General features: G+C 69.9%; 22 protein-coding genes and 1 tRNA gene. 10 read left to right on the forward strand and 13 right to left on the reverse strand.

Translation table 11 applies throughout. The features are described 5' to 3' along the window. Positions 1-96 precede the first annotated feature (96 nt). Positions 97-786, reverse strand: coding sequence for a DUF5324 family protein (locus ACWEN3_RS17215; RefSeq protein WP_452971215.1), 690 nt, complete (start codon positions 784-786; stop codon positions 97-99). Between the two features lie 269 nt (positions 787-1,055). Between ACWEN3_RS17215 and ACWEN3_RS17220 the strand changes: the two genes are divergently transcribed. Together ACWEN3_RS17220 and ACWEN3_RS17225 are read left to right on the forward strand one after the other, a co-directional pair. Further along, complete coding sequence (locus ACWEN3_RS17220; protein ID WP_452971217.1) at positions 1,056-1,589, forward strand: peptidylprolyl isomerase; 534 nt, start codon at positions 1,056-1,058, stop codon at positions 1,587-1,589. A gap of 139 nt (positions 1,590-1,728) precedes the next feature. Continuing rightward, entirely contained in the window at positions 1,729-2,625 is an 897-nt protein-coding gene (locus ACWEN3_RS17225) for a rhomboid family intramembrane serine protease (RefSeq protein ID WP_452971219.1), read from the forward strand. Positions 2,626-2,886: 261 nt separating this feature from the next. Here the strand turns inward: ACWEN3_RS17225 and crgA are convergent, their stop codons facing one another. After that, positions 2,887-3,141 carry a cell division protein CrgA gene (gene crgA / locus ACWEN3_RS17230; RefSeq protein WP_452971222.1) on the reverse strand — a complete coding sequence of 85 codons (255 nt, stop codon included), beginning with the start codon at positions 3,139-3,141 and terminating at the stop codon, positions 2,887-2,889. Between the two features lie 152 nt (positions 3,142-3,293). Between crgA and ACWEN3_RS17235 the strand changes: the two genes are divergently transcribed. Genes ACWEN3_RS17235 through ACWEN3_RS17260 form a run of 6 tightly spaced genes read left to right on the forward strand, consistent with a single transcriptional unit; the run spans position 3,294 to position 7,463 of the window. Next, complete coding sequence (locus tag ACWEN3_RS17235) at positions 3,294-4,082, forward strand: DUF881 domain-containing protein (protein WP_452971225.1); 789 nt, start codon at positions 3,294-3,296, stop codon at positions 4,080-4,082. A 21-nt stretch (positions 4,083-4,103) separates the two neighbouring features. Continuing rightward, on the forward strand, positions 4,104-4,790 hold the full coding sequence (locus ACWEN3_RS17240; RefSeq protein WP_452971228.1) for a class E sortase: 687 nt from the start codon (positions 4,104-4,106) through the stop codon (positions 4,788-4,790). Positions 4,791-4,842: 52 nt separating this feature from the next. Then, positions 4,843-5,004: a hypothetical protein gene (locus ACWEN3_RS17245; protein ID WP_452971230.1), complete on the forward strand. Its 162-nt coding sequence runs from the start codon at positions 4,843-4,845 to the stop codon at positions 5,002-5,004. After that, positions 5,001-5,639 carry an aminodeoxychorismate/anthranilate synthase component II gene (locus tag ACWEN3_RS17250; protein ID WP_452971232.1) on the forward strand — a complete coding sequence of 213 codons (639 nt, stop codon included), beginning with the start codon at positions 5,001-5,003 and terminating at the stop codon, positions 5,637-5,639. The genes ACWEN3_RS17245 and ACWEN3_RS17250 overlap by 4 nt, the downstream gene beginning before the upstream one ends. Next, positions 5,636-6,697 carry a class E sortase gene (locus ACWEN3_RS17255; protein ID WP_452971234.1) on the forward strand — a complete coding sequence of 354 codons (1,062 nt, stop codon included), beginning with the start codon at positions 5,636-5,638 and terminating at the stop codon, positions 6,695-6,697. Before ACWEN3_RS17250 ends, ACWEN3_RS17255 begins: the two co-directional genes overlap by 4 nt. Positions 6,698-6,710: 13 nt before the next feature. Further along, positions 6,711-7,463, forward strand: coding sequence for a class E sortase (locus tag ACWEN3_RS17260; RefSeq protein ID WP_452971237.1), 753 nt, complete (start codon positions 6,711-6,713; stop codon positions 7,461-7,463). A gap of 85 nt (positions 7,464-7,548) precedes the next feature. Here the strand turns inward: ACWEN3_RS17260 and pknB are convergent, their stop codons facing one another. The 6 genes from pknB to ACWEN3_RS17290 form a co-directional block, all read right to left on the reverse strand. After that, entirely contained in the window at positions 7,549-9,543 is a 1,995-nt protein-coding gene (gene pknB / locus ACWEN3_RS17265) for a Stk1 family PASTA domain-containing Ser/Thr kinase (RefSeq protein WP_452971239.1), read from the reverse strand. 172 nt (positions 9,544-9,715) lie between these two features. Next, entirely contained in the window at positions 9,716-11,194 is a 1,479-nt protein-coding gene (locus ACWEN3_RS17270; protein ID WP_452971242.1) for a peptidoglycan D,D-transpeptidase FtsI family protein, read from the reverse strand. Continuing rightward, positions 11,191-12,639 (reverse strand): FtsW/RodA/SpoVE family cell cycle protein, encoded by a 1,449-nt coding sequence (locus tag ACWEN3_RS17275; RefSeq protein WP_452971244.1) that lies wholly within the window; start codon positions 12,637-12,639, stop codon positions 11,191-11,193. The genes ACWEN3_RS17270 and ACWEN3_RS17275 overlap by 4 nt, the downstream gene beginning before the upstream one ends. 27 nt (positions 12,640-12,666) lie before the next feature. Next, on the reverse strand, positions 12,667-14,211 hold the full coding sequence (locus ACWEN3_RS17280; RefSeq protein WP_452971270.1) for a Stp1/IreP family PP2C-type Ser/Thr phosphatase: 1,545 nt from the start codon (positions 14,209-14,211) through the stop codon (positions 12,667-12,669). 132 nt (positions 14,212-14,343) lie between these two features. Then, positions 14,344-14,865, reverse strand: a complete 522-nt coding sequence (locus ACWEN3_RS17285; RefSeq protein WP_452971247.1) for an FHA domain-containing protein FhaB/FipA — start codon at positions 14,863-14,865, stop codon at positions 14,344-14,346. Positions 14,866-14,875: 10 nt separating this feature from the next. Then, the gene (locus tag ACWEN3_RS17290; protein ID WP_452971250.1) at positions 14,876-15,730 is read right to left on the reverse strand and encodes an FhaA domain-containing protein; all 855 of its coding nucleotides are present in this window, start codon (positions 15,728-15,730) and stop codon (positions 14,876-14,878) included. Between the two features lie 437 nt (positions 15,731-16,167). On the opposite strand from ACWEN3_RS17290, the gene ACWEN3_RS17295 reads away from it, so the two are divergent. Then, positions 16,168-16,251: transfer RNA gene (locus ACWEN3_RS17295), tRNA-Leu, on the forward strand. Between the two features lie 284 nt (positions 16,252-16,535). Continuing rightward, entirely contained in the window at positions 16,536-17,345 is an 810-nt protein-coding gene (locus tag ACWEN3_RS17300; RefSeq protein ID WP_452971253.1) for a class I SAM-dependent methyltransferase, read from the forward strand. An 8-nt stretch (positions 17,346-17,353) separates the two neighbouring features. On the opposite strand, the gene ACWEN3_RS17305 is transcribed toward ACWEN3_RS17300, so the two are convergent. The 5 genes from ACWEN3_RS17305 to ACWEN3_RS17325 form a co-directional block, all read right to left on the reverse strand. After that, a complete protein-coding gene (locus ACWEN3_RS17305) occupies positions 17,354-18,718 on the reverse strand; it encodes a cation:proton antiporter (protein ID WP_452971256.1) in 1,365 nt (454 codons plus the stop codon). Between the two features lie 40 nt (positions 18,719-18,758). Then, the gene (locus ACWEN3_RS17310; RefSeq protein WP_452971258.1) at positions 18,759-19,523 is read right to left on the reverse strand and encodes a thioesterase II family protein; all 765 of its coding nucleotides are present in this window, start codon (positions 19,521-19,523) and stop codon (positions 18,759-18,761) included. 115 nt (positions 19,524-19,638) lie between these two features. Further along, on the reverse strand, positions 19,639-19,929 hold the full coding sequence (locus ACWEN3_RS17315) for a phosphopantetheine-binding protein (RefSeq protein WP_452971261.1): 291 nt from the start codon (positions 19,927-19,929) through the stop codon (positions 19,639-19,641). After that, on the reverse strand, positions 19,926-20,876 hold the full coding sequence (locus ACWEN3_RS17320; protein ID WP_452971264.1) for a chlorinating enzyme: 951 nt from the start codon (positions 20,874-20,876) through the stop codon (positions 19,926-19,928). Before ACWEN3_RS17320 ends, ACWEN3_RS17315 begins: the two co-directional genes overlap by 4 nt. A gap of 61 nt (positions 20,877-20,937) precedes the next feature. Then, positions 20,938-21,261: acyl carrier protein (locus ACWEN3_RS17325; RefSeq protein WP_452971267.1), on the reverse strand; the 324-nt coding region annotated here is incomplete at its 5' end.

The following is a 21,261-nucleotide window of genomic DNA, read 5'->3' on the forward strand; positions in this document are numbered from 1 at the left end:
GACCCACAGGGTCGTGACCGCGACGGCGGACACCGCGACACCCGTGCCGGGCCGCCCGTCCCACGGCCCGTTCGGTGCCCGCGTGGAACAGGACCGTCACTCCTCCTCGTCGCGGTCGGCGGAGTCCTCCTCGGCCTGCTTGGCCTGGACCTCCGGGTCCAGCACCGAGGTGCCGGTGCCGTCCACCGAACTCAGGCGGCCTGTCTCGGGGACCTCCGTCGCGGCCGGCGGCTCGACCAGCCAGTCGGGATTGGCCTGCTTGTCCCACCACTTCCAGACCGCGACGGCGCCGCCCGTCAGGAGGGCCGCCATCGCCAGCAGCTTCGCGGCCCGGCCGGCACGGGACCTGCGCCGATTCCGCCGGGCCAGCTTCTGGATGTCCTTCGCCGAGACGTTGCCGCGCAGCGCGGCCAGAGCGGCGGCGCCCCGCGCGGTGGCCTCGTCCGCCACCGGAGCGGCCGCGGCCACCGCCTGCTCGATCTTCGGACGCGAATAGTCGGCCGCCTGCCGGGCAGCCTTGCGAGTGCGGACGGCGGCCTCGTCGACCATCGGCGGCACATGGGTGCGGGCCTGTTCCAGGCGCGGGGCGAGCCGGGCGTCGTACTGCACGCGGGCCTGCTCAGCGGCCTGCGACACCACGGGCGCCAGCCGTACGCGTGCCTCTTGCGCGTAATGCGCGGCACGCTCCTTGGCCGTGTCGGCGTAGGGCGCCACCACTTCCGCGGCGTGCAGCACGCTGTCCTTCGCCGAGCCGGTCGCGGCGCGCACGCTGTCGATGCGGGTCACGGGTTCCTCCTCCTCGGTGGCGTACGGTAATTCGACTTTCCACCCTTTTACGGATCATGCCTGCCAACGGCCTGCGCGGCATGCGAGGGCGGGCATATGGGTGCCGATCGCTCTTCCCGCTCGATTCCGGGCAACAGGAGCTTGTCGTCGACACTGCCACGAATCGCCGCCCGGCGCTGCCTTCCGGTGGAACTCATGGCCGACGAGCGACGCACGAGCCGGGCCGTGCGAGGATCGGAGGGTCACAGGAAGACAACGGAAGGCAGATCGTGGCTGAGCAGCTTTACGCCACCCTGAAGACCAACCACGGCGACATCGAGGTCCGGCTGTTCCCGAACCACGCGCCGGTCACGGTCAAGAACTTCGTCGAGCTGTCCCAGGGCGAGCGCGAGTGGACCCACCCGGAGACCGGGGTGAAGAGCAACGCCCGGCTCTACGACGGCACGATCTTCCACCGGGTCATCAGCGGCTTCATGATCCAGGGCGGCGACCCGCTGGGCTCCGGCATCGGCGGCCCGGGCTACAAGTTCGAGGACGAGTTCCACCCCGACCTGTCCTTCAACAAGCCCTACCTGCTGGCCATGGCCAACGCCGGCCCGGGCACCAACGGCTCGCAGTTTTTCATCACCGTGGCCCCCACCACCTGGCTGAATCGCAAGCACACCATCTTCGGCGAGGTCACGGACCCGGCCAGCCAGAAGGTCGTCGACGCCATCGCGGGCGTGGCCACCGCCGGTCGCAACGACCGTCCGGCCAAGGACGTCGTCATCGAGTCGGTCGTCGTCGAGAGCCGCGAGGGCTGAGCCCGCCGCTCGGTACGCCGTACGCGGGAGACCGGCTCCGCCGGAACGTCCCGCGGGGAACCAAACGCCCCGCTCGTCCGTAAGGATGAGCGGGGCGGGGTATTTGCCGGGGGAGTGCCACGACGACCAAGGGGATCTGATGGAGCAGGCCGCAAGCAGCGCACAGGACGCCCGGAGCCTGCCCGGGTGCTACCGGCACCCGGACCGCGAGACCGGCGTGCGCTGCACCCGCTGCGAACGCCCCATCTGCCCCGAGTGCATGGTCAGCGCCTCCGTCGGCTTCCAGTGCCCCGACTGCGTCCGCGGCGGCTCCGCCACCGGACCCGCTCCGCGGGCGACCCGGCCGCGTACGGTCGCCGGCGGCACCATGACGGCGGATCCCCGGCTGGTCACCAAGATCCTCATCGGCGTCAACCTCGCCGTCTTCCTGGCCCAGCTCGCCGCCGGCGACCGCTTCACCGACCGCTTCGAGCTGATCGGTCAGGCCACCACGCCCCTGCTCCACGGCGTGCAGGGCGTCGCGGCGGGCCAGTACTACCGCCTGATCACGGCGATGTTCCTGCATGCCCCCGCCAACTACACCCACATTCTGTTCAACATGCTCAGCCTGTGGTGGATCGGCGGCCCCCTGGAGGCGGCGCTCGGCCGCGCTCGCTATCTCACCCTGTACTTCGTCTCGGGGCTGGCGGGCGGCGCGCTGACCTATCTGATCGCCGAACCCAACGTGCCCTCGCTCGGCGCCTCCGGAGCGATCTTCGGCCTGTTCGGCGCCACGGGCGTGCTCATGCGCCGGCTCAACTACGACCTGCGGCCGCTCATCGCGCTGCTGGTGGTGAACCTGATCATCACCTTCGCGCCGGGCTTCAACATCGCCTGGGAGGCGCACATCGGCGGCCTGGTCGCGGGTGTCGTCACGGGGTACGCCATGGTGCACGCCCCGCGGAACAAACGGACCCTCGTCCAGTACGGCACCTGTGCGTTCGTACTCGCCGTGGTGGCCGTTCTCGTCCTGGTCAGGACGACTCAGCTCACCTGATTCCGCTCTGTTGTCCACAGCGGGTGGCGGATCTTGTGCATATGGTGCGGCCTCAGCTGCGCCCCCTGCCGCTCGGATGTGTTTGCGCAGGTCGGACAGGGGGCGAACGGGTGTCTGAGTGCCGGTAGGGCAGTCACACCGGCGTCAACACTCGATGAGTTATCCACAGATCGTAGTCTTTTCCCCAGGGGGGTGTGGAAATGACCTCAGGCCTGTGGATAACTCAGCGGACAGCCGTGGGCAGAGCTACGCCCGGCCGCTCTACTTCCACTGCGTGGAGACACCGAACCCGGCGGCGATGAAGCCGAAGCCGACCACGATGTTCCAGTTGTCGAGCGCGTCGATGGGCAGCGAGCCGTCGGTCACGTAGAAGACGACGATCCAGGCCAGCCCGATGACGAACATGGCCAGCATGACGGGCGCGACCCAGGCGCGGCTGTTCAGCTTGATCGCCTGCGCCTGCTTCGCCGGCGGCGGCGTGTAGTCGGCCTTCTTGCGGATACGTGACTTCGGCACGAGGGTCTCTCCTGTCGATGCGCTGCGTGGCCGCGCAGATAACTGGGTCGGACTCGGGGCAGCGTACAAAGGGCCAACATGACGACTCTGTGTGCTCCCCCGGGCGTCCGTTAGCGTAGTGCTTCCGCGGCGCCGAAGGAGATAAGGGTACGTTGAGCAATTCTGCCGACTCCCCCGGGACGGGAGCAATGGGCTCCGGTCCGGGCCGCAGGCTGCGTTTCCGGCCGGTGCGGATCCTCACGGCGGCCGTCTTCGCCCTCGCGGGGCTCATCTTCTTCACCAGCTTCGACACGGCCAAGGGAACCGACATCCGCCAGGACGGCTCCCTGCTGAAGCTGTCCGACCTGATCCAGCAGCGCAGCCGCAAGAACAAGGACCTGGACGAGTCCAACGCGTCCGTGCGCGACAGCGTGGAGTCCCTCGCGGAGAGCGACGACGGCAGCACCAAGGCCCAGGACCGGCGGCTCGCCGGGCTGGAGAACAGCGCGGGCACCCAGCGGCTCACCGGCCGGGCCGTCACGGTCACCCTCAACGACGCCCCGCCCAACGCCACCGCCAAGCTCCCCGGCTACCCCGAGCCGCAGCCCGACTACCTGGTCATCCACCAGCAGGACCTGCAGGCCGTGGTGAACGCCCTGTGGCAGGGCGGCGCCAAGGGGATCAAGGTCATGGACCAGCGGCTGATCTCCACCAGCGCGGTGCGCTGCGTGGGCAACACCCTGATCCTCCAGGGCCGCGTCTACTCACCGCCGTACAAGATCACCGCGATCGGGGACCCGGGCAGACTCCAGCAGACGCTCGCGGCGAGCAAGGCGATCCAGACCTACATGGTCTACGTGAATGTCTACGGCCTCGGCTGGAAAGTCACCGACGACGGAACGGTGACTCTCCCCGGCTACTCCGGCACAGTGGATCTGCACTACGCGAAGCCCGTGCAGTAGCCGTCCGCCCAGGAGCCGCCGGTGCGCCTGATCCTGAGGACCTTCAGCGAACTGTGCATCACCGTCGGCAGCCTGATCGTGCTCTTCGTCGTCTACTTGCTGTTCTGGACGGGAGTGCGGGCCGACGGCGCGATGACCGACCAGATCGACCAGCTGCACCGGCAGTGGTCCACGGGGAGCGTGCGGCCCACGGCGGGTCAGGGCGCCTCGGCGGCCGTTCCGGAGCCGGCGCCGTACCACTACGGCAGGCCCTTCGCGATCATGTACATCCCGCGACTCGGTTTCACGTGGAACAAGCCCGTGCTGGAGGGCACCGGCCGGGACGTGCTGGCGAAGGGCCTCGCCCACTACGCGGGCACCGCGCGGCTCGGCCAGGAGGGCAACTTCGCGGTGGCCGGCCACCGGCGGACGTACGGCGACCCGTTCAAGGACTTCCCGGAACTGCGGCCCGGTGACGCCGTGGTGCTCACGGACGGAACGACATGGTTCACGTATCGGATCGACAAAGGGCCCTACAAAACAGTTCCGAGCGACGTTGAGGTGATCGACCCTGTGCCACGTAAGTCCGGGTACACGCGCCCGGGCCGGTATCTGACGCTGACCACGTGCGATCCGGAATGGGGCCACAGTCACCGGCTGATCGTCTGGGCGCATCTGGATTCCACACAGCCTGTGGAGGCAGGCGAACCGAGGGCTCTGCGCCGTTAGTCTGGTGACGTACGGCGTGGGTCTGGTGCCGTAGGGATACGGAAGGGACGGCATGTACGGCTGGATCTGGCGGCATCTGCCGGGAAACGCATGGATGAAGGCGCTGCTCTCCCTCGTCCTGGTCCTGGCCGTGATCTACATCCTCTTCCAGTACGTCTTCCCGTGGGCCGAACCGCTGCTGCCCTTCAACGATGTGACGGTGGACAACCAGTGAGTGCGCGGATTCTCGTCGTCGACAACTACGACAGCTTCGTCTTCAACCTGGTCCAGTACCTGTACCAGCTGGGCGCCGAGTGCGAGGTGCTGCGCAACGACGAGGTGTCGACCGCGCACGCGCAGGACGGCTTCGACGGCGTGCTGCTCTCGCCCGGCCCGGGGACGCCGGAGGAGGCGGGCGTGTGCGTGGACATGGTCCGCCACTGCGCGGCCACCCGGGTGCCGGTCTTCGGCGTCTGCCTCGGCATGCAGTCCATGCAGGTGGCGTACGGCGGTGTGGTGGACCGGGCGCCCGAGCTGCTGCACGGCAAGACCTCGCTCGTCGAGCACGAGGGCAAGGGCGTCTTCGCCGGTCTGCCCTCCCCCTTCACGGCCACCCGCTACCACTCCCTCGCGGCCGAGCCCGCGACGGTACCGGCCGAGCTGGAAGTGACCGCCCGTACCCACGACGGCATCATCATGGGCCTGCGCCACCGTGAACTCCTCGTCGAGGGCGTGCAGTTCCACCCCGAGTCGGTGCTGACGGAGCACGGGCACCGGATGCTGGCCAACTGGCTGGAGGAATGCGGCGACCAGGGTGCCGTGGCGAGGTCGGCGGGGCTCGCCCCGGTGGTGGGCAGGTCCACGGCGTGACCGCGGTGCGCCCCGAGCGCGAGGACTTCTACGGCGGCGAGAGCCCGTACGAGTCCCACGCCGGTGCGCCCTACGGCGGTGGCCGGCCCCCGTACGCGGGGGACATGACCATGCCGCTGCCGCCCGCCGACGACGAGACGATGGCGCTGCGGATCCCCGACCCGGCGTCGACGGGCCCGGAGAGCGGCGCCACACGGGCCTCTGGGGCCTCGCCGGTCTCCGCCGCCACCGGAACCACACCCGGAGGCCGGGCGGCCCGCAGAAAGGCCGCCAAGCGGCGCGGCGGGCGTCATGGCGCCCGCGAGACGACGGCCTCCCCGGGAAGACGGGACCCGCAGCGGCCGCTGTCCCGGGTGGAGGCCCGGCGGCAGGCGCGGCTGGCGAAGCCGAGCCCGGCCGTGCTGGCGAGCCGCGCGATCGGCGAGGTGTTCATCACCACCGGTGTGCTGATGCTGCTGTTCGTCACCTACCAGCTGTGGTGGACCAACGTCCGCGCGCACGCACAGGCCGGCAGCGAGACTCATCAGCTCCAGGACGACTGGGCGAGCGGCAAGCGCAACCCCGGTGTCTTCGCCCCGGGACAGGGCTTCGCCATCCTGCACATCCCCAAGCTGGACGTCGTCGCGCCGATCGCGGAGGGCGTCAGCAACGCCAAGGTGCTCGACAAGGGCATGGTCGGGCACTACAGCGAGGGCGCGCTGAAGACGGCGATGCCCGACGCCAGGACCGGCAACTTCGGTCTCGCGGCGCACCGCAACACCCACGGTGAGCCGTTCCGGTACATCAACAGGCTGACACCCGGCGACGCGGTCGTGGTCGAGACGCAGGACACGTACTTCGTGTACAAGGTGACCTCGACGCTGCCGGTCACCTCGCCGTCCAACACCAGCGTGCTGGACCCCGTCCCCAGGGGTTCGGGTTTCACCGAGCCCGGCCGGTACATCACCCTGACCACCTGCACACCGGAGTTCACCAGCAAGTACCGGCTGATCGTCTGGGGCAAGATGGTCGAGGAACGCCCGCGCAGCAAGGGCAAGCCGGACGCGCTCATCGAGTAAGGGCAGAGACAACGTGGCAGCGACCGCCGACGAGACCGAAGCACACACGGGCGCGTCCGCCCCGCAGCCGGCAGAGGGCCGCCGGCGTCCGGGCAGGATCGCGACGGCGGTGAGCGTCTTCGGTGAACTCCTCATCACCTCCGGTGTGTTGCTCGGCCTCTTCGTCGTCTACTCCCTGTGGTGGACGAACGTGATAGCGGACCGCAAGGCGGACAACGAGGCCGACAAGGTCCGCCGGCAGTGGGCGCAGGCCACGGACTCCGGCCCCGGCGCGCTGGACACCAAGGACGGCATCGGCTTCCTGCACGTGCCGGCGATGAGGAACGGCGCGGTCCTGGTCGAGAAGGGCACGGGCACGGACGTCCTCAACGACGGCGTGGCCGGCTACTACACCGACCCGGTCAAGGCCGCGCTCCCCATGACCGGAAAGGACGGCAACTTCGCCCTCGCCGCCCATCGCGACGGCCACGGCGCGAAGTTCCACAACATCGACAAGATAAGGAAGGGCGACCCGATCGTCTTCGAGACCCGGGACGACTGGTACGTCTACAAGGTCTTCTCGATCCTCCCCGAGACCTCGAAGTACGACGTCAAGGTGCTCACGGCGGTCCCCGGGGAGGCGGGCGTCAAGAAGCCCGGCCACTACATCACCCTGACGACCTGCACCCCCGTCTACACCTCCCTGTACCGCTACATCGTCTGGGGCGAACTGGTCCGCGTGGAGAAGGTGAACAGCGACCGCACCCCTCCGGCGGAGCTGCGCTGACGGTCCCGGCGCGGCCACGGCGTGGCACAACGAGAAACCCCGGCGCTTCTGGGAAGCGCCGGGGTTCCTTCGTACGGGGGGAGCGTCAGCCGGTGCCGCCGAAGAGCTGGGTGCCGCCGTTGTCGCCGCCGTTGTTGCCGCCGCCGAGGTCCACGGTGGTGAGGGCGATCTGGGTGCTGGCCGGATCACCCTGGGTGCCCTGCGGCGGTGTCTGGGTGATGACCCGGGCCTTGTCGTCGTTCGGGCCGGTGACCTGAATCTGGTTGAAGCCGCTCTGCTGCAGGATCTGCTGGGCTTCCTTCAGGGTCCGGCCCACGACGTTCGGCACCTGCCCCGGCTGCTGGCCCTGGACCTTGCCGACGTTGACCGCGATGGGCGTGTTCTTGGCGAGCTGCTGACCCGCCGCCGGGGCGGTCGAGAGGACCTTGCCGTTGTCGTCCGGGTTGTTGGTGGGGGTGTCGTTGCAGGTCGGCACCAGACCCAGCTGGGTCAGTTCGGCCTTGGCGTCGTCGCAGGACTTGCCGATGACGTCGGTGGGGACGGTGACCTTGTCCTCCGCCTTGGCGACGGTGAGGGTGATCACGGTGCCCTTCTGCCTGCTGGAGCCGCCCTCCGGGTTCTGGTCGGTGACGACGCCCGGGGTCTGGGTCGACACGACGGTCTTCTGGTCGACCTTGAAGCCCTTGTCCGTGAGCTGGGTCTCGGCCTGGTCGAACTGGATGCCGCGGACGTCCGGCACGGTGACCTTCGGGGCGCCCGTGGACACCGTCAGGTTGATCGTGGTGCCCTTGGCGACGTTCGTCTTGGCGCTCGGGTCCTGGTCGCAGACGCTGCCCTTGGGCTGGTTGTCGCAGGGCTTCCGGGTGGCGACCGTCACCTTCAGGTCGACGTTGTCGGCCATGCCCTGGGCGCCCTTGACCGTCTGCCCGACGAAGTTCGGCACCGGCACCTGGCCGTCCGCGCTGTGGCCGCTGAACGCCCACTTGCCGATCAGGATGGCGCCGACCAGGACGAGGACGCCCGCGACCACCAGGAGGATCGTGGAGGTGTTGGACTTCTTCGGCTGCTGGCGCCGGCGGTCGGGGCGGTCGTCGTAGCCGTAGCCGCCGTCGTCGGGGTTCATGGGCGGGAGCATGGTGGTCGCTCCGGCGCCCGCATCCTGACGGAGGGCCGTGGTCGGCTGGTCGTCCGGGTAACCGCCGTAGCCGACGGCGCCGAGCGCGGCCGTGGCCGCGACCGGCTGGCCGTCCAGGCACGCCTCGATGTCGGCGCGCATCTCGTCGGCCGACTGGTAGCGGTAGTTCGGGTCCTTGACCAGCGCCTTCAGGACGATCGCGTCCATCTCGGCGGTGATCTCGGGGTCGAAGACGGACGGCGGCTGGGGCTCCTCGCGGACGTGCTGGTACGCCACGGCCACCGGGGAGTCGCCGACGAAGGGCGGGCGGACCGTCAGGAGCTCGTAGAGGAGGCAGCCCGTGGAGTAGAGGTCCGAGCGGGCGTCCACCTGCTCGCCCTTGGCCTGCTCGGGAGAGAGGTACTGGGCCGTGCCGATGACCGCCGCGGTCTGGGTCATGGTCATGCCGGAGTCGCCCATGGCGCGGGCGATGCCGAAGTCCATCACCTTGACCTGGCCGTTGCGGGTCAGCATGACGTTGGCCGGCTTGATGTCGCGGTGGACGATGCCGCTGCGGTGGGCGTACTCCAGGCCCTGGAGGATGCCGATGGTCATCTCCATGGCACGCTCCGGCAGGAGCTTGCGGCCGCTGTGCAGCAGCTCACGCAGGGTGGACCCGTCGACGTACTCCATCACGATGTACGGGATGGAGACCCCGTCGATGTAGTCCTCGCCCGTGTCGTAGACAGCGACGATCGCGGGATGGTTGAGCGAGGCGGCCGACTGGGCCTCCCGGCGGAACCGGGCCTGGAAGGACGGATCGCGCGCGAGGTCGGCGCGCAGCGTCTTCACCGCCACGGTGCGGCCGAGGCGGGTGTCATGCGCGAGGTAGACCTCCGCCATGCCACCACGGCCGAGCACGTGGCCCAGCTCGTACCGGCCGCCGAGGCGACGCGGCTCTTCCATAGCTACCTACCAGCCCTCTCCGTCGGTCCCGGCCGTCACGTCGATGCGCGACCGAGGCTGCCGTCCGGGCCTACGGTACCCGGCTCGCTTTGTATGACCTGGCCAAGCCCGGAACCCGATACAGGACCGGTATCGCAACGTGCATCGATGTGAAGGCGATGTGATGGGGGTCTCACTTCTTGGAGTTGATGACTGCCTCCATCACGTTCTTCGCGATCGGCGCGGCCAGGCCGCCGCCGGAGATGTCGTCGCGGTTGGCGCTCTCGTCCTCGACGACCACGGCCACCGCGACCGGCGAGCTGCCGTCGGGAAGCTTGGCATACGAGATGAACCACGCGTAGGGGTTTGCGCTGTTCGCCACACCGTGCTGGGCGGTACCGGTCTTGCCGCCGACGGTGGCGCCGTTGATCTGGGCGTGCGTACCGGTGCCCTGCTTGACGACGGTCTCCATCATCGACTGCAGGATCTGCGCGTTCTGCGGCGACAGCGGCCGGCTCATCTCCTCCGGCTTGGTCTTCACGACCGGGTCCAGATTGGAGGACTGGAGCTCGTCGACCATGTACGGCTTCATCAGCTTGCCGTCATCGGCGACCGCGGAGGCGATCATGGCCATCTGCAGCGGGGTGGCGGCGGTGTTGTACTGGCCGATGGAGGACAGCGCGGTCTGCGACTGGTTCATGTTGTCGGAGAAGACCGAGGCGTTGGAGCGGACCGGGGTGAACTGCTCCGAGTCGAAGCCGAACTTCTTGGCCTCGGCCAGCATCTTCTCGTTGCCGAGGTCGGCGCCGATCTTGCCGAAGACGGTGTTGCAGGAGTACTGGAGCGCGATCCGCATGGTCGCGTTCTTGCAGGGGATGTTGCCCTCGTTCTTCAGCTCGGTCCTGGTGCCCGGCATGACGTACGGCAGCGGCGAGTCGGTCGGCTGGTCGGCCGAGCTGTACTTGCCGTTCTCCAGCGCGGCCGCCGCGGTGACCACCTTGAAGGTGGAGCCCGGCGGGTAGGTCTCGCGCAGGGCCCGGTTCAGCATCGGGTCGGCGGGGTCCTTCCCCTTCTGCAGGCTGTCCCAGGCCTTGGAGTCCTTGTCCGTGGAGTTGCCCGCGAAGGACGACGGGTCGTACGACGGGTAGGAGGCCAGGGCGAGGATCTTGCCGGTGGACGGCTCCAGGGCGACGACCGCGCCCTTGCCGCCCTGCTGCTGCAGACCGCTGAACGCGGCCTTCTGCGCGGCCGCGTTGAGGGTGGTGACGACGTTGCCGCCCTGCTTCGTCTTGCCCGTGAGCATGTCCAGGGTGTTGCGGAAGAAGAGCCGGTCGTCGTTGCCGGTGAGGATGCCGTCGTCGAGCTTCTCCAGCTGGCTGCTGCCGAAGGCCTGCGAGGAGTAGCCGGTGACGGGGGCCCACATGGCCCCGTTCTTGTAGGTGCGCTTGTACTTGAAGTCGCCGCTCTTGGCCTCGACCGAGCCCGTTATCGGGTTGCCGTCGACGATGATGTCGCCGCGCGGGGACGCGTACCGCTCGATGGCGACCCGGCGGTTGTTCGTGTCGGTGCGCAGTGAGTCGGCCTTGACGTACTGGAGGTAGTTGTCGCGGATGAGCAGGGCCAGCACGAGGAGGCCGCAGAAGATCGCGATCCGGCGCAGGGGCTTGTTCATGACGGGCGGACCACCTGGGTCATCTCGGCGTCGGGGTTGGCTGCGGGCGCGGGGGCCGGGCGGCGGGCGGTGTCGCTGATGCGGATCAGGATGCCGATGAGCGCCCAGTTGGCGATGACGGACGAACCACCGTACGCGAGGAACGGCATGGTCATACCGGTCAGCGGGATGAGTCCCATCACACCGCCGGCCACGACGAACACCTGGAGCGCGAAGGCGCCGGACAGGCCCACGGCGAGGAGCTTGCCGAACGGGTCGCGGGCGGCGAGGGCGGTGCGCACACCCCGCTCCACGATCAGGCCGTAGATCAGCAGGATCGCCATGATGCCGGCCAGACCCAGCTCCTCGCCGAAGGTGGCGAGGATGAAGTCGGAGTTCGCGGCGAACCGGATCAGCTCGGAGTGGCCCTGGCCCCAGCCGGTGCCGAGGGTGCCGCCGGAGCCGAACGCCCACAGGGCCTGCTGGAGCTGGTCGGAGTGCGCGATGCCGTCGTGGGTCACGACCCGGCTGAGCTTGTACTCGCGCATCGGGTCGAGCCAGGCCTGCACACGGGTCTGGATGTGCGGCTCGAAGCTCGCCACGCCGACGGCGCCGACCGCGGACATCAGCAGACCGAAGACGATCCAGCTGGTCCGCTCGGTGGCGACGTACAGCATGATCACGAACATGCCGAAGAACAGCAGCGACGTACCGAGGTCCGTCTCGAAGACCAGGATCAGGATCGACATCGCCCAGACGACGAGGATCGGGCCCAGGTCGCGGCCGCGGGGCAGGTAGAGGCCCATGACCCGGCGGCTGGCGAGGGCGAGCGCGTCCCGCTTGACCATCAGGTAGCCGGCGAAGAAGACCGCGAGCACGATCTTGGCGAACTCGCCCGGCTGGATGGTGAAGCTGCCGATGTGGATCCAGATCTTGGCGCCGAAGACGTTGGCGCCGAGGCCCGGGACCAGCGGAAGCAGCAGCAGGACCAGCGCGGCCACCATGGAGATGTAGGTGTAGCGCTGCAGGGCTCTGTGATCCTTGAGGAAGATCAGCACCACGATGAACAGTGCGATGCCCATGGCCGTGTACAGCAGCTGGTTGGTGGCCTTGCCGCCGGCCACCCCGATCGCCTGCAGCAGCCTGGACTGGTCCAGCCGCCAGATGCACACCAGGCCGAGCCCGTTGAGCAGGGTGGCCAGCGGCAGCAGCAGCGGATCGGCGTACGGGGCGAACTTCCGTACGGCGACATGGGCGACGCCGGCCAGCAGGCCGAGGCCCAGGCCGTAGCCCAGCAGCCCGGCCGGCACCTGGTTGTTGATGGCCAGGCCCACGTTGGCGTAGGCGAACACCGGGATGACCACGGCGAAGACCAGCAGGGCCAGCTCGGTGTTGCGGCGGCTCGGCGCACCGATCGCGCCGATGGTGGACGTGTGGTGCGTCGGCGAGTTTGTCGTACTGCTCATCGTGTGACAGGGCCTCTCACGGCTTGCCTACTGCTTACCGCACAGCGAGACGACCTTCTGCTCATCCTCCGAGAGAGTCGGGCCGGGGCTGGGGGTCGCGGACGGGGTCGTGGACGGGGACTTGGAGGACCCCGGGGAGGTCGGGGACGTCTTGGACGCCGACGGGTTCGGTGTCGGGGAGGCCTTGGCGAAGGCGGCACGGGTGCCGGTGGTGCCCGCCGCGCTCTTGCCGGGCTTGGCGCTGTGCGCGCTGTCGGCGGCCTGGCGCTCGGACTCCTTCTTGCAGGCCGACGCCTGCACGGCCAGCTCCTGGACCTTGGACTGGGCGTCCGTCAGACCGCCCTCGGCGATCGTCGCCTTCACCTGCTTCTGCTGGTACGGCGGCAGGTACTTGAGTTCGATCTCGGGGTGGTCCGTCTCCACCTTCGACAGCGACACCCAGGCGAGGTCCTGGCTGATCCCGCGGTACAGCGCGACGTGCTCCTCCTTGGCGCCGACGTAGTACTGCGTCTGCGTCCACCGGTAGCCGCCGTACAGACCGCCGCCGATGACGGCGAGGGCCAGGACGCCGTAGAGGGATCTCTTCAGCCAGCGCCGCTTGCGGGGCTTGGTGAAGTCCTCGTCGGTGTAGTCCCCGAAGCCGTCGGTCGGGACGTAGCCGGTGGTGTCGCCGGAGCCGGGCGGGCCGAACTCGCCGCCGCCGTGCCCACGGCCCTGGCGGCCGAGGTGGGAGGCGCGGCCGGCCGGGGTCTGCATGATGCCGTTGTCGTGCAGGTGGTGCTGGTTCTCGGCGACCGCGCCGACCACGACCGGCTGGTCGGACAGCTGGCCCGCGAGGGTGTCGCCGGTGTCCAGGTCGAGGACGTCGGCGATGATGACGGTGATGTTGTCGGGGCCGCCGCCGCGCAGCGCGAGCTGGATCAGTTCCTGCACGGTCTCGTGCGGGCCCTGGTAGCTGGCGAGGGTCTCCTCCATCGTCTGCGGGGAGACGACGCCGGACAGGCCGTCGGAGCAGATCAGGTAGCGGTCGCCGGCGCGGACCTCGCGGATGGACAGGTCGGGCTCGACGTGGTCGCCGCTGCCGAGGGCGCGCATCAGCAGGGAGCGCTGCGGGTGGGTGGTGGCCTCTTCCTCGGTGATCCGGCCCTCGTCGACGAGCCGCTGCACCCAGGTGTGGTCCTGGGTGATCTGGGTCAGCACCCCGTCGCGCAGCAGGTAGGCGCGGGAGTCGCCGACGTGGACGAGGCCGAGCCGCTGCCCGGTCCACAGCAGGGCGGTGAGGGTCGTGCCCATGCCCTCGAGCTGGGGGTCCTCCTCGACCATGGAGCGCAGCTGGTCGTTGGCGCGCTGCACGGCGGCGCCGAGGGAGGTGAGGATGTCGGAGCCGGGCACGTCGTCGTCGAGCGTGACCAGGGCGGAGATCACCTCGGAGGAGGCGACCTCGCCGGCCGCCTGGCCGCCCATGCCGTCTGCGATCGCGAGCAGGCGGGGACCGGCGTAACCGGAGTCCTCGTTGCCCTCGCGGATCATGCCTTTGTGCGATCCGGCGGCAAAGCGCAGTGACAGACTCATGCGCACCTCGCCCGTCGGCTCCGGGTACAGCCGGTCGTGTCGAGCCACACTGCCCACCCTCCGGTCGGGAGCGCGCCGGAGACCGGGTGGCGGCCTGCCGCTGCGTGCTCGCTCCGCTCGCTCATTGTCGTACTACTTCCGCAGCTCGATGACGGTCTTGCCGATGCGGATCGGCGCGCCCAGCGGGATCGGTGTGGGGGTCGTCAGCCGGGACCGGTCCAGATAGGTGCCGTTCGTGGAGCCCAGGTCCTCGACGATCCACTGGCCGTCGCGGTCCGGGTAGATCCTGGCATGGCGGCTGGAGGCGTAGTCGTCGTCCAGCACGATCGTGGAGTCGTGCGCCCGGCCGAGCGTGATCGTCTGGCCCTGGAGCGCGACGGTGGTGCCGGTCAGTGTGCCCTCGGTCACGACCAGCTTGCTGGGGGCGTTGCGGCCGCGCCGGCCGCCTCCGCCGCTCTGCTGGGCGCGCTGGGGCGGGGGCGCGGCCTGCTGCCGGGCCGGCGTCTGTTGCCGCCCGGCCTCCCTGCGCGATCCGCGCTGTGTGACGCGCGTACCGAACAGGTCGCTCCGGATGACCTGCACGGCCACGATCACGAACAGCCACAGTACGGCCAGGAAACCCAGCCGCATGACCGTGAGGGTCAGCTCTGACATTGCCCCCGCTTCACCCTTCGGCTTGCCGGTAAATGATGGTGGTGCTGCCCACGACGATCCGCGAGCCGTCGCGGAGCGTAGCGCGGGTGGTGTGCTGCCCGTCCACCACGATGCCGTTGGTGGAGCCGAGATCCTGGATCGTCGAGGGCGTTCCGGTCCGGATCTCGCAGTGCCGGCGCGAGACGCCGGGGTCGTCGATCCGCACGTCCGCCTCGGTGCTGCGGCCCAGCACGAGCGTCGGGCGGGAGATCTGGTGGCGGCTGCCGTTGATCTCGATCCAGTAGCGGGTGCGCCCGCCGCTCATCGGGGCGGCCGCGGGCCGCTGCGTGGCGGGCTGGGGGTAGCCGTAGCCGCCGGGCCGGGCGCCGGGCGGCGGCGCGGACGGCATCGGGGGCGCTCCGGCGGGCGGGGCCGGCGGAGAGCCGTAGCCGCCCTGGGCGCCCTGTGCCGACCGGCCGCCGGACGGCGCCGCGGGGGCCTGCTGGCTGCTGGAGGACGCGAGGGTGCGCGAGCGCACCCGGTACAGGCCGGTGTCCAGGTCGTCGGCCTTCTCCAGGTTGACCTTGATCGGTCCCATGAAGGTGTAGCGCTGCTGCTTGGCGTAGTCGCGCACCATGCCGGCCAGCTCGTCGCCGAGCTGCCCGGAGTAGGGGCTGAGGCGCTCGTGGTCCGGCGCGCTCAGCTCCACGATGAAGTCGTTGGGCACGACGGTCCGGTCACGGTTCCAGATGGTCGCGTTGTTGTCGCACTCGCGCTGCAGCGCGCCGGCGATCTCCACGGGCTGGACCTCGGACTTGAAGACCTTGGCGAAGGTGCCGTTCACCAGACCTTCGAGACGCTGCTCGAACTTCTTCAGGACTCCCATGGGGCACCTCCTCCGTCCCTGCCGTTTCGTTGCCTGCTCTGTGCGCTGTCTTGCCGTTGTGCCGGTACTGCGTACTGATCGTATCTACGCGCCCGGCAATCAGCCGGTTCCCCCAGCCGGTCCCCTTCGAACTCCTCCCCGGACCTCCGCGCGGAACACTTCCCGGCATGGATCGTAGAGGGGGGCGAGGACCAGTGTCCCGCACCCGGCTGTGGACCCGGTCCGCCTCCTGGGGAGATGGCCCGGACCGGTACGAGGTTGATACGTGAACAGGCTCTCCTTGATACGCGGACGAACGCGTGAGCGCTGTGGGGCCGGTCACGGGGTGCGGCCGGACGTGCGGGAAGGGATGTGAACCCGCCCCGTACGACGTGCTAATGTTCTGGATGTCGGAAGGGGCCAGCCCACAAGGGCCGGGACCGGAAGACACACCCAATGCGCGGGTGGCGGAATAGGCAGACGCGCTGGATTCAGGTTCCAGTGCCCGCAAGGGCGTGGGGGTTCAACTCCCCCCTCGCGCACTCCTGGGAGACGGGTCTCTGCAGGTGACGGAAGTCACCGCAGGGGCCCGTCTCTCGTTGTGTCCGGACTTGTGAGAGACGGCACAGCCTCGGACGGGAGTCGAAGACCCCGCCGGTGAGCTATCTCACGGACGGGTCCACGGCTTTTCCGCAAGCGATGCCGTGTTGTCACCCGGAGGCCCTGCGCCCCGCCCGGTCATCCCGCCCGACGTGGCGGGCAGGCCGTGCGGCCTGCTCCGGGTTACGCTGCCGGGCGGGGGCTGTCGTGGATCACGGAGTCAGGCATGCCGAAGCCCGAATTGACGAGGAACCGGTCGTCCCTGCGGCACAAGCTCCGCTACGCCCTGAGGCACCCCCGGCGGATCCCTCCCCACCTGCGCCGCGCGGCGAGGGACACCTGGTTGGGCCTCCGTCACCGTGACCATGTCGCCTACTACCGCGCCGTCATGGCCTCGGACACCGGACGCAGCCCCGAACTCGCCGTCGGCAGTCGCTCGGAGGCCGGCTGGCTGGCGCTCGGACGGATGCAGTTCGACTACCTCGTCGAGCACGGCCTGATGCCGCGGGACCGGATGCTGGAGATCGGCTGCGGGAATCTGCGCGCGGGATGGCGGTTCATCGACTACCTCGAACCCGGCCACTACTACGGGATCGACATCTCGCCGGACATCCTCGTCGAGGCGCAGCGCACTCTCGTCCGCCGGAGTCTGCAGGGCCGTCTCGCCCACCTGGCCCTCGTCGAGAACCTGACGCTCGACTTCCTGCCCCCGGGCTGGTTCACCGTGGTCCACGCCCACAGCGTCTTCTCGCACTCGCCGCTGGAGGTGATCGACGAGTGCCTGGCCAACGTCGGGCGGGTGCTGGCCCCGGGTGGCTTCTTCGACTTCACCTTCGACCGCACGGAGGGAACCGAGCACCAAGTGCTCCGCGAGGACTTCTACTACCGCACGCAGACCCTCGTCTCGCTGGCCGAACGGCACGGCCTCACCGCCCGTTTCATGGACGACTGGGAGCTGCGCCCGCACGGCCAGTCGAAGATCCGGGTCACGCACCAGAACCGACCGCGGGCCCACCTTCCTTCGGTGGGCCCGTAGAGGGCGGGTCAGGCCAGGAGTTGTTCGGGGTGGGCCGGCGGCTGGGCGGGGTGGGGGGCGGGGGTGGACTGTTCGGCGCGGAGGCGTTCCTCGTCGGTCTGGGTCACCCGGGACATCGCCAGGCGCAGGACCGGCGGGGCCATCATCGGCGTGAGGATGGCGATCAGCACGATGACGCTGTACATCGCCGTGCCGAGCAGGCCGAGGCGGATGCCCACGACCGCGATCACCACCTGGATGACACCGCGGGCGTTGATGCCCGCGCCGAGCGCGAGGGTCTCCCAGCGGTCGAGGCGGGCGGTGGCGCCCGCGACGAGGGCGCCGGCGAACTTGCCCAGTACGGCGACGGCCAGCGCGGCCAGCGCCCACAGCGCGGTCGTGGTGTCGGCCAGCGAGGTCAGGTCGATCCGCAGCCCGGCGAGCGCGAAGAAGAGGGGGGACAGGAACGACAGCACGGTGGTGCTGAGGGGCTCCAGGCGGCGGTCCTGGTCCGGGGTGCGGCAGCCGCCGATGAGGATGCCGCAGAGGAAGGAGCCCAGCAGGGCCTCGAAGCCGAGGGCCTGGGCGCCCGCGCCGGACAGGACGAGCAGCAGCACGGTCGCCGTGACGGTGGCCCCGCGGGAGTCGGCCCGGCTCGCCCAGCGCATGGTCCGGCGCACGATCCAGCGGCCGGCGGTGACCGTGACCAGGAGCAGGACCGCCATGTGCCACAGCGGGGTGGCGATCTCGCGGGGCCCGACGCCGGTGGTGGCCAGGGCCGTCACCACGGAGACCAGCAGCCAGCCCACGGCGTCGTCGATGGTGGCGACGACCAGGATCAGCTGGCCGACGGTGCGGTGGATCAGCTGCATGTCCACCAGCACCCGGCCGATGATCGGGATGGAGCTGACGCACATGGCGACGCCGATGAACGCGGCGAACACGGGGGTGTCCGCGGTCGGGGAGGCGAGCCGGTGGGGCAGCATGAAGCCCAGCCAGACGCCGAGGGCCAGCGGGAGCAGCAGGGCCACGGCGCTCACGCCGGCCGCCGTGCCGCCGAGGCGCCGGGCCAGTTTCAGGTCGATGTGCATGCCGGTGAAGCCGACCAGGAGCAGGACGCCGAGCTGGCCCACGGCGTCCAGCAGATGCATCTGAGCCGGGTCCCGTGGCAGCAGCCAGGCGGAGACGCCGGGTGCGGCATGGGCCAGGAACGACGGCCCGAGCAGCACGCCCGCGGCCAGTTCGCCCACGATGCCCGGCAGTCCGTACCGCCGGGCCAGGCCGCCCAGCACCAGGGCCAGTCCGAGGAGCGCGCCTGTCTGGAGCAGGAACAGCAGGAGTGCGCCGGCCGGCAGCGGCGCCACCGCGTCGACGGCCTGGGTAACCGAGCCCATGGGGTCCTCACAGCGGATCGATCGGTCAGGGAGTGGTCTGTCACGGGTGGACGGGCTGTCGCCGCCGGAGCCGGCCGAGGAAGCCGGTCAGGGCGGCGAGGACGGCGTCCCGGTTGCCGGGGGACAGGATGAAGAAGTGGTCGCCCGGGTGGACGGAGATGTCGCAGCGGCCGGTGGTGCGGGCCGACCAGCCGATCAGGTCGTCCGCCGCGACATAGGGGTCCTCGGCGCCGCCGAGGACCAGGAGCTGCTGGTCGAGCGTCCTCGTCTCGATCTCCGCGCTGGTGCGCAGGTCCAGGTGGATGTCGCTGCGGAAGAGGGCGATCAGCCGCTCGCGCCAGTAGGCGTCGGCGAGCAGCTGGGGGGCGGTGTGGCCGACCGTGCCGAAGAAGCCGGTGATCTCGTCGTCGCTGAGGTCCAGCATCGTGGCGAGGGCGACGCCGGAGGGTTCCCGGCCGCTGATCACCACGCCGTGGCAGCTGTCGGGGGCGGCCAGGGCCAGCGACAGCGCCAGGCTCGCGCCCATGCTGTGCCCGAGGAGGGCGGTGGGCAGCGCGGGCCGGTCGGAGAGTTCGCCGGCCACCGCCGTGAGGAACTCCGCACTGTCGGTGAGGGGCGGTTCGGCGAACCGGCGCTCCCGGCCGGGCAGGGCGACGCCGAGGAGTTCCACGGTGCCGGGCAGTCCGGTCAGCAGCGGGCGCAGGGAACTGGCCCCGGCCGCGGCGTACGGGAACACCAGGAGCCGGGAGGTGGGCTCGCCGGCCGCCTTGCGCAGGGGGAAGAGCCACTGCGGTGTGCTGCTCACGGGAGGTGACCTCTCTGGGAACGGGGTTTCGGTGGGTGACGGGGCGGGGGCGGCCGGCTCGGTACCCGGGCGTGTGCCGGGGCGGGGAGCCGGACGCCCCCGGGGCGGGCGGCGGTCAGGCGGCCGTCCCGGTACCGCCGGCGGTGGCGTGTGCGTGGATGACCGCGGCGACCGCGCTCAGCGCGCTGTTCTCGTACAGGTCGTCCGGCGGGAGCGCGTCCTCGCCGAACAGCTCTTCGGCGGCGGCGATCAGCCGGGCCGCGGCGAGCGAGGTGCCGCCGATGGCGAAGAAGTCGGAGGTCGCGTCCTGCGCCGGCAGGCCGAGGCTCCGGCAGCTCTCCACGACCCAGTTCTCGATCTCCTCCCGGGTGGCGGGGCGAATGGCGGTGGTCTCCTGGATGGTCATGCCGAAACCTTTCGTGCGTTGCGGACGGGGAAGCGGTAGCCGTTGACGTTCTCCTGCAGGTACCGGTTGTGGCCGTAGTCGTCCTGGCCGGAGGTGAGGACCGTGCCGTAGTGCTCCAGGCTGATCGTGGAGCCGAACTCCTTCAGCTCGGTCAGACCGGGGTAGACGCGCGCGCTGGTCGGCAGGTAGCGCACCGAGTAGCCGATACGGGCCTGGTCGGCGCTGGTGTTGGGGTGCGAGGCGTGCATCAGCGTGGACCAGAAGATGATGAACTGGCCGGGCTTCATGACCGCGGAGACGGCCCGGGACTCGTCCGGCGCCCAGGTGGCGTCCTTCTGCAGCTGGCGGTAGTCGTAGCCGAAGAAGCCGCGGCGGGTGCCGTTCTTCTCCAGGTTGTTGACGATGTCCTCGTCGTAGCTGAGGCCCTTGGACTCGTCGTAGTACATGGTCCGGTGCGTGCCGGGGATGAACTGCAGGCAGCCGGTCTCGATGCTGGCCTCGCTGAACGCGGTCCACACCGTGACGGTGCCGCGCCGCGGGGAGTCGGCCGGCCACTGGATCTGCGGCAGGTTGGCGTCGGTCAGGCTGGAGAAGTCCTCCGCCTGGTGCCAGTCGGTGCCCTCGTCACCCGGGTACTTGGGCAGGAACTCCGAGCGCCAGCACAGGGTGTCCTCGCCGAGGATGGAGGACACGCGGTCGACGATCTCGGGCCGGGTGATGTGCTGGGCCAGGAAGTCGATGTCGAAGTGGCGGTCGTAGTTGGAGATGGCCGAGGCGGTCTTTTCGCCGCTGTAGATGGACTTCCTGAAGTTGAGCAGCTTGGGACGCAGGGCGCGCAGGTCCTGCGCCATCTCGTCCTCGTCGTACAGGTCGAACGGGCCGATGTAGCCGTCGCGCTCGAACCTGGCCAGCTCCTCGGGGGTCAGCGAGAAATCGTGCTGTGCCATGGTGTGGTTCTCCTCATCTGATGGGTGGGAGGGTCTGCGGTCTGCGGGTCTGCCGGGGCCGTCAGCTCGCGAGGCGCCGGCCGGCCTCGGCGCGCAACTTGGCGGCCAGGTCGTCGATGGCGGAGCAGGTGTAGAGATCGCCGATGGTCACGCCCCACTCGGGGAGCGCGCGTTCGAGGATCGTGTGCACCCGGATGAGCAGCAGCGAGTCGCCGCCGACGTCGAAGAACCAGTCGCTGCCGGTGAAGTCGTGGTGGCCGAGCACCTGTTCCCAGGCGGCGGCGATGGCGGCCTCCAGGCCGTCGCCCGCCGTCCCGGGGGCGGCCGGGGCGGCCGGGGCGGCCGGGGGCTCGGGCGGCCGGCGGTGGCTGCCCCCTGAGGCGGC

It is taken from the genome of Streptomyces sp. NPDC004561, assembly GCF_053602155.1.